At 73.1% G+C, this 6388-nt stretch carries 5 protein-coding genes and 1 pseudogene; 4 read left to right on the forward strand and 2 right to left on the reverse strand.

All coding sequences use genetic code 11. The features are described from left to right. Positions 1-85 (reverse strand): lasso RiPP family leader peptide-containing protein (locus AB1460_RS34965; protein WP_368966663.1); only part of this gene is annotated, 85 nt, incomplete at its 3' end. Positions 86-419: 334 nt separating this feature from the next. Between AB1460_RS34965 and AB1460_RS34970 the strand changes: the two genes are divergently transcribed. Next, positions 420-1958 carry an NAD(P)/FAD-dependent oxidoreductase gene (locus AB1460_RS34970; RefSeq protein WP_368966658.1) on the forward strand — a complete coding sequence of 513 codons (1539 nt, stop codon included), beginning with the start codon at positions 420-422 and terminating at the stop codon, positions 1956-1958. Here AB1460_RS34970 and AB1460_RS34975 read toward each other — a convergent pair. Next, the gene (locus AB1460_RS34975) at positions 1946-3097 is read right to left on the reverse strand and encodes a glycerophosphodiester phosphodiesterase (RefSeq protein WP_368966665.1); all 1152 of its coding nucleotides are present in this window, start codon (positions 3095-3097) and stop codon (positions 1946-1948) included. The genes AB1460_RS34970 and AB1460_RS34975 overlap by 13 nt on opposite strands. A 341-nt stretch (positions 3098-3438) precedes the next feature. On the opposite strand from AB1460_RS34975, the gene AB1460_RS34980 reads away from it, so the two are divergent. The 3 genes and pseudogenes from AB1460_RS34980 to AB1460_RS34990 all read left to right on the forward strand — a co-directional run. Beyond that, positions 3439-4554 (forward strand): hypothetical protein, encoded by a 1116-nt coding sequence (locus AB1460_RS34980; protein ID WP_368966659.1) that lies wholly within the window; start codon positions 3439-3441, stop codon positions 4552-4554. Next, on the forward strand, positions 4551-6194 hold the full coding sequence (locus tag AB1460_RS34985; protein WP_368966661.1) for a substrate-binding domain-containing protein: 1644 nt from the start codon (positions 4551-4553) through the stop codon (positions 6192-6194). Before AB1460_RS34980 ends, AB1460_RS34985 begins: the two co-directional genes overlap by 4 nt. Next, positions 6181-6388: pseudogene (locus AB1460_RS34990) on the forward strand (hypothetical protein); the annotation flags it as partial. The gene AB1460_RS34985 and the pseudogene AB1460_RS34990, both read left to right, overlap by 14 nt.

Here is a 6388-nt window from a genome sequence, read left to right on the forward strand (position 1 = left end):
CACCGACGATCAGCACGCCGGCACGGGTCGAGTCCCGGAACGAGCCCTGGGCCTGGATCGCCGGTGCTTCGTATGTCGCCCTCATCGCCTACTCCTCACGTCCGAAACAGCTCACGTGATCTCCGACTGGCCGGGCACCTGTAACCATCCGACCTCCAGGGCCGACGGTGGGTGGCACCCGTCCGACCTCTATCGTGCCCACCTCCGGTTCAGTGACGGTTCAGTCTCACGACGTCACCATCCTGGGTTGAGTGTCACCACAAGCGGTGATTTCGCCGGCCGACAGTCCCCGGCCCCTCCGGGCCGGGCGCGGGTTGGGACCGGCCCTCCAGGGAAGGCCGTCGCGAACGCCGAAAACGCTGCCGGGGACACCAGGCCACCCGCCCGATCGCGACCGCTCGCCGATGAGGAGCGCTGCCATGAGGAACTCGCCGACCGTCGCCCGCCTCATCCGCCAGGCCGAGCGCTGGCGCCAGACCGGGACCGGGCCGGCGGCAGCGACCACGGCACGGACCACGGACGCGAACGCCGCCCCCGCCGAGACCACGACCGCGACCGCAAGCCCGCGGGAGGCCGCGAGCTCACGGGAGGTCACGCGGGAGGTCACGAACTCACCGGAGGTCATGTCCGCCCTCGCCGGGCGCGGGTCCGGCCGGCCGCGGGTGGTCGTGGTCGGCAGCGGCTACGCGGGTCTCGGTGTGCTCCGCTACCTGGAGGCTCGGCTTCCCGCGGGCGCGGCGGAACTTGCCGTCGTCTCCCCCGTCGACCATCTGCTCTACACGTCGCTGCTGCCGCAGGTCGCCGCCGGGGACATCGAGCCGCGGCACCTGGCGGTCTCCGTCCGCGCGACCCTGCGGCGGACGGTGTCCCACCTGGGCCATGCCACCGAGATCGACACCCGCGGCCGGACGGTCACCGTGCTCAGCCGGGCGGGCACACCGTTCACGCTGGGCTGGGACCGGCTCGTCCTCGCCCCCGGTGCCCACACCCGGACCTTCGACATCCCCGGTCTGGCCGAGCACGGGCTCGGGATGAAGAACCTGGCCGAGGCCGTCTACCTGCGCGATCACGTCCTGCGCCAACTCGCCTACGCCGATGCCAGCGCCGAGGAGGCCGAGCGCCGGGCGCGCTGCACCTTCGTCGTCGTCGGCGCCGGCTACACCGGGACGGAGCTGGCCGCGCAGATGCGCCGGTTCACCGTCAAGGCGCTGGAGCAGTTCCCGCGGCTGCGGGTCGACGAGGTGCGCTGGCTGCTGGTCGACCTCGCCGAGCGGGTCCTGCCCGAGCTGGACGAACATCTGGGCGCCGGCGCGTCGAAGGTGCTGCGGGAGCGGGGGGTGGAGGTCCAGCTGTCCACCTCGGTCCGCGAGGTCCGTCCGGACACGGTCACGCTCACCACCGGCGAGGTCGTTCCGGCCCACACGCTCGTCTGGTGCGCGGGGGTGACGCCGAACCCGCTGGTCCGCGCGCTCGGGACGGAGACGGTGCGGGGCCGCATCGTCGTCGACGACCAGTTCCGGGTACCCGGCCTGCCCGGGGTGTTCGCGCTCGGGGACGCCGCCGCGGTGCCGGACACGACCCGCGGCGGCGTCCCCGCCGGGCAGACCGCGCAGAACGCTGTCCGGCAGGGCACCGCCGCGGGTCGGAACATCGCCGCCTCGCTCGGCTTCGGCCAGATGCGGCCGTACCAGCACCGCGACCTGGGCTTCGTCGTCGACCTCGGCGGGGCGGACGCGGTGGCCAACCCGCTGGGCCTGAACCTCGCCGGCCTGCCCGCCGCGGCCGTCACCCGGGGCTACCACCTGGTGGCACTGAAGTCGGCGACCAACCGGGCCTACGTCGCCGCCGACTGGCTGCTCGGCGCCCTGCTGAAGCCGCGGACCGTCCAGCTGGGGTTCCTGCCGCCACCGCAGGCCACGATCGCCGAGGTGGAGCAGACCGAGCTCTACCCGACCTGAGAGTCGGAGCGGGCGACGACGCCGATGTCCGGGTTGTCGGTGAACACGCCGTCGATGCCGGCACGCAGGTAGGCGACCTGCTCGTCGATGGCGCGGCCGTAGTCGCTGGTGACGGTCCCCCGGCGCAGGTCCGGCGGCAGGAACTGGTTCTCCGCCCGGAACGTGTACGGGTGGACCAGCAGCCCGGCGGCGTGCGCGTTACGGACCAGAGCCGTCGGGGCGGCGAGCTTCCCGTCCGCGCCGACCGGGATGACCTGGGCCTTCTCCGGGCCGATCCCGTTCGCGTAGGCCGCGATGCCCTTCAGCCCGGCGGGGGTGATCAGGTCGGCGTAGGTGCGCGGGTCGCCGGCGGCGGCCAGGTCGTAGGGCGCCCCGGCCGAGCTCAGCAGCTGCACCGCGTTCGTCCGCAGGCCGCGGCGGCGCAGGTCGCCGAGGTTCTTCGTCTCGAACGACTGGACGAACACCGGCGCGGTGCGGGTGTTCAGGCCGTTGCGGTGCAGGATGTCCAGCAGCCGCTGCTCGAGGGCCAGCCCGGCCTGCTGGAAGTAGGTCGGGTGCTTGGTCTCCGGGTAGACGCCGATCTCACGGCCGAGTTCCGCCGACAGCCGCCGGCGCAGCTCGACGACCTCCACGAAGGTCGGGATCTCGTACCGGCCGTCATACAGCGTGTTCTCCTGCCGGACCGCGGGCAGCCGCTCCTTCGCCCGCAGCTTCTTCAGCTCGGCGAGGGTGAAGTCCTCGGTGAACCAGCCGGTGACGGCGACGCCGTCCAGCTGCTTCGTCACCCGGCGGGCGGCGAACTCGGCGCGGTCGGCGACGTCCGTCGTGCCGCCGATCTCGGGCTCGTGCCGGCAGACGAGGTGACCGTCCTTCGTCACCACCAGGTCCGGCTCGACGAAGTCGGCGCCCATCCGCGCGGCAAGCTCGTAGGAGGCCAGGGTGTGCTCCGGGCGGTAGCCCGACGCACCGCGGTGGCCGATCACCAGAGTCCGGTTCCCGCGGCCCGGGCCGCCGGGGCGCCCGCCCGCCGGCGCGCCGGACGGCGTGCTGGACCCGGCCGGAGCGGCCGAGGCAGCCGAGGCGGTGGCCACGACCAGCGGCGCGGCGGCGAGACCGGCGATCAGTCCGCGCCGGCCCACCCCCCGCCGGGACTGCGCCGACGGGTCGGCCGAGGGGTCACCGGCCAGTTCGCTGCCGCGAACATCCTGCCCGCGAGGCTCCACAGATCCTCCAGCGCGGCGACGGCGTCCGTCGCCGGCGGCGCGCGCCACCAAGCGAAGCAATCACGGAGAACGCGGGAACGGATCAGACATGACAGCCCGGGGTCGAGCGGACGGCAACTGCGCCAACCACAACAACGGAGCCCCGACACACGTGGCCGAAATCCGCCAGACGGGTGTTCTGCATGACATTCAGGTGAACACCCTCCGTACTGTCGCGGCGGCGACACCGGCAGGCCGTTCCGTGCCCTGATGATCGCGTGGTGCGCCTGACCCGCGTCCTCGGACCCGCGCTGGCACTCCTGCTGGTCGCGGGAGTCGCCGCGCTCGCGGTCGTGCCTCGCCTCGGTGCGGGCGGCGACGACGAGCTGGTCACCGTCCGCGCCCTGGTCGGGTCGGAGAAACGGTCGTTCCTGACCGATCCCGACGTCACCAGGGCGCTGGCGGACGCCGGCTACCGGCTGACCGTCGACATCGCCGGCAGTCGCGACATCGCCACCCGGCCGGACCTGAGCGGCTACGACCTCGTCTTCCCCGCGAACACCCCGCAGGCCGACCGCATCCGCCGCGATCACAACCTGACCCGCTCGCACCTGCCGTTCTACTCGCCGATGGCCATCGCCACGTTCGGCCCGATCGCCGAGCTGCTGACCAGGGCCGGCGTGGTCCGCGCCGAGGGCGATGTGCGCTTCTTCGACATGCGCGCCTACCTGGACCTGGTCGCGGAGGGCCGGCGCTGGTCCCAGCTGCCGGGCGCCGACACCGCGTACGCCACCGACCGCTCGGTGCTCATCGGGTCGACAGACGTCCGCACCTCGAACTCGGCGGCGTTGTACCTGGCGCTCGTCTCCTACGTGGCGAACGACGACCAGGTGGTCACCGATCCGGCCAAGGCCGACGAGATGGCCGCCCTCGCCGCCGACCTGTTCCTGCGCCAGGGCTATCTCAACAGCACCACCGCGGAACCGTTCGACGAGTACCTCTCCATCGGCATGAGCAAGGCGCCGCTCGTCATGATCTACGAGGCGCAGTTCCTCGAACGGGTCCGCGCGAACGACGGCTCGATCACCAACGAGATGCTGCTTCTCTACCCGACACCGACGATCTACGCCCGGCACACCGTGGTGCCGCTGACCGACGCCGGGGATGCCATCGGCCAGCTGCTGACCACCGACCCGGGGCTGGTGCGGCTCGCCGTCCGGCACGGGTTCCGGCCCAGCGACCCGGCCGCCGCGGGCCAGGAGCGCGGGCAGAGCGCCGCGAACACCGGTTCCGGGCCGCCCGAGCTGATCGACGTCGTCGAGCCGCCCAGCCAGGAGATCTCCGAGCGGATGATCGGCCGTATCGAGGAACGCTACCGGGGAGGCACCGGATGATCCACCGCCTGAACCCGGGCCGGCTGCGGCGGAGCGCGGCCGCGTGCCTGGCGGTCCTCGCCGTCCTCGCCGGTGCCGGAGCCTGCACCGGCGGGAGCGAATCCCCCACCCGGCCGGACGGGACCGGCGGGCCCGGCCGCGTCGGCGGCACGCTGCGCATCCTGGCGGGTTCGGAACTGCGGGACCTTGGCGGGATCCTCGAGGACTTCCAGCGTGAGAGCGGCGTCGAGGTCACCCTGGAGTACACCGGGACCCTGGACGCCGTCGACCACATCGCGGGCGGGCGGGCCGACGCCGACGCCGCGTGGCTCGCCTCCGACCGTTACCTGCACCTCGCGCTCGATGACCCGAAGACGGTCGTCGCCCGGGCGACCACGATGATGTCGCCGGTGGTCGTCGGTGTGCGCCCCGAGCTGGCGCGGCGGTTCGGCTGGGTCGGCAACTCCTCCGTGACCTGGGCGGACGTCGCGGAGAAGGTCGCGGTGGGCGAGCTGACCTACGCGATGACCAACCCCGCCGCCTCCAACTCGGGCTTCTCCGCGCTGACCGGCATCGCCGCCGCGCTCGCCGGCACCGCCGACGCCCTCACCGTCGACGACATCCGGCCCGACGCGCTGACGTCCTTCTTCTCCGGGCAGGTCCTCACCGCCGGCAGCTCCGCCTGGCTGACGGATGCCTTCGTCCGGTCGACGACCCCCGTCGGCGCGGTGATCAACTACGAGTCGGAGATCCTCGCGCTCAACGCCGACAGGCTTCGCTCGACGCCACTGACGATCATCTACCCGCGGGACGGGATCATCACCGCCGACTACCCGCTGCAGCTCCTGCGGGCCGACCGCCGGGCGGCCTACGACGCGCTCGTCAGCTGGCTGCGCACACCGGACGTCCAGCGCCGTCTCGCGACCGAGACCCACCGGCGCCCCGCCACTCCCGGCGTGCGGATCGACCCCGCGCCATGGCCGACCGGGCCGCTGCCCGCCGAACTGCCCTTCCCCGCCACCCGCGCCGTGGCGGACCAGCTCCTGACCGCCTACCTGGGTCGTTTCCGCCGCCCCGCGCACGCGATCTTCGTCCTGGACGTCTCCCCGTCCATGGAGGGGGAACGGCTCGCCCTGCTGCGCTCCACGCTCGCCGGCCTGGCCGGTGCCGACGACTCGCTGGCCGGGCGGTTCACCCGGTTCCGCGAGCGGGAGCGCGTCACCCTGATCACCTTCAGCGGGGTGGTGCACCGCACCCAGGAGTTCACTGTCACCGACCCGTCACCCGGCTCCCGCGACCTGGCCGCGATCACCGCCGCCGCCGACGGCCTCACCCTCGGTTCCGGCACCGCGATCTACACCGCGCTGAACGCGGCCTACCGCTACGCGTCCGACGCCGTGGCGGACGACCCGAGCCACCTGACCTCGATCGTGCTGATGACCGACGGGGAGAACAACCAGGGCGAGACGGCGGATGCCTTCCGCGCCGTCTACCGGGCACTCCCCGACACCGCGCGGGCGGTGCGAACCTTCTCCGTGGTCTTCGGGGACGCCCAGATCGACGAGATGCGCGCCATCGCGGACGAGACGGGAGGCGCGATGTTCGACGCGCGGTCGTCCTCCCTCTCGGAGGCGTTCCGTGAAATACGTGGCTATCAGTAAGCGCATTGTCTCCTGGCTGGGTTCGGCCCGGAACACGGCCGGCTGCGCCGCGGGACTGTGCGGGATCGCCCTCGGGGCCACCGGCGTGGTGCCCACCCCGTACTGGCCCCTCGCGACCGCCGCGCTCTACGCCGCCGGCGCCCTCGCCGTGCCGGCCCGCCGCCCCGCGCGCCCGGTCCCCGGCCCGCCAGGCC

It is taken from the genome of Parafrankia sp. FMc2 (assembly GCF_041008525.1).
In the GTDB taxonomy this organism is placed as follows: Bacteria; Actinomycetota; Actinomycetes; order Frankiales; family Frankiaceae; genus Parafrankia.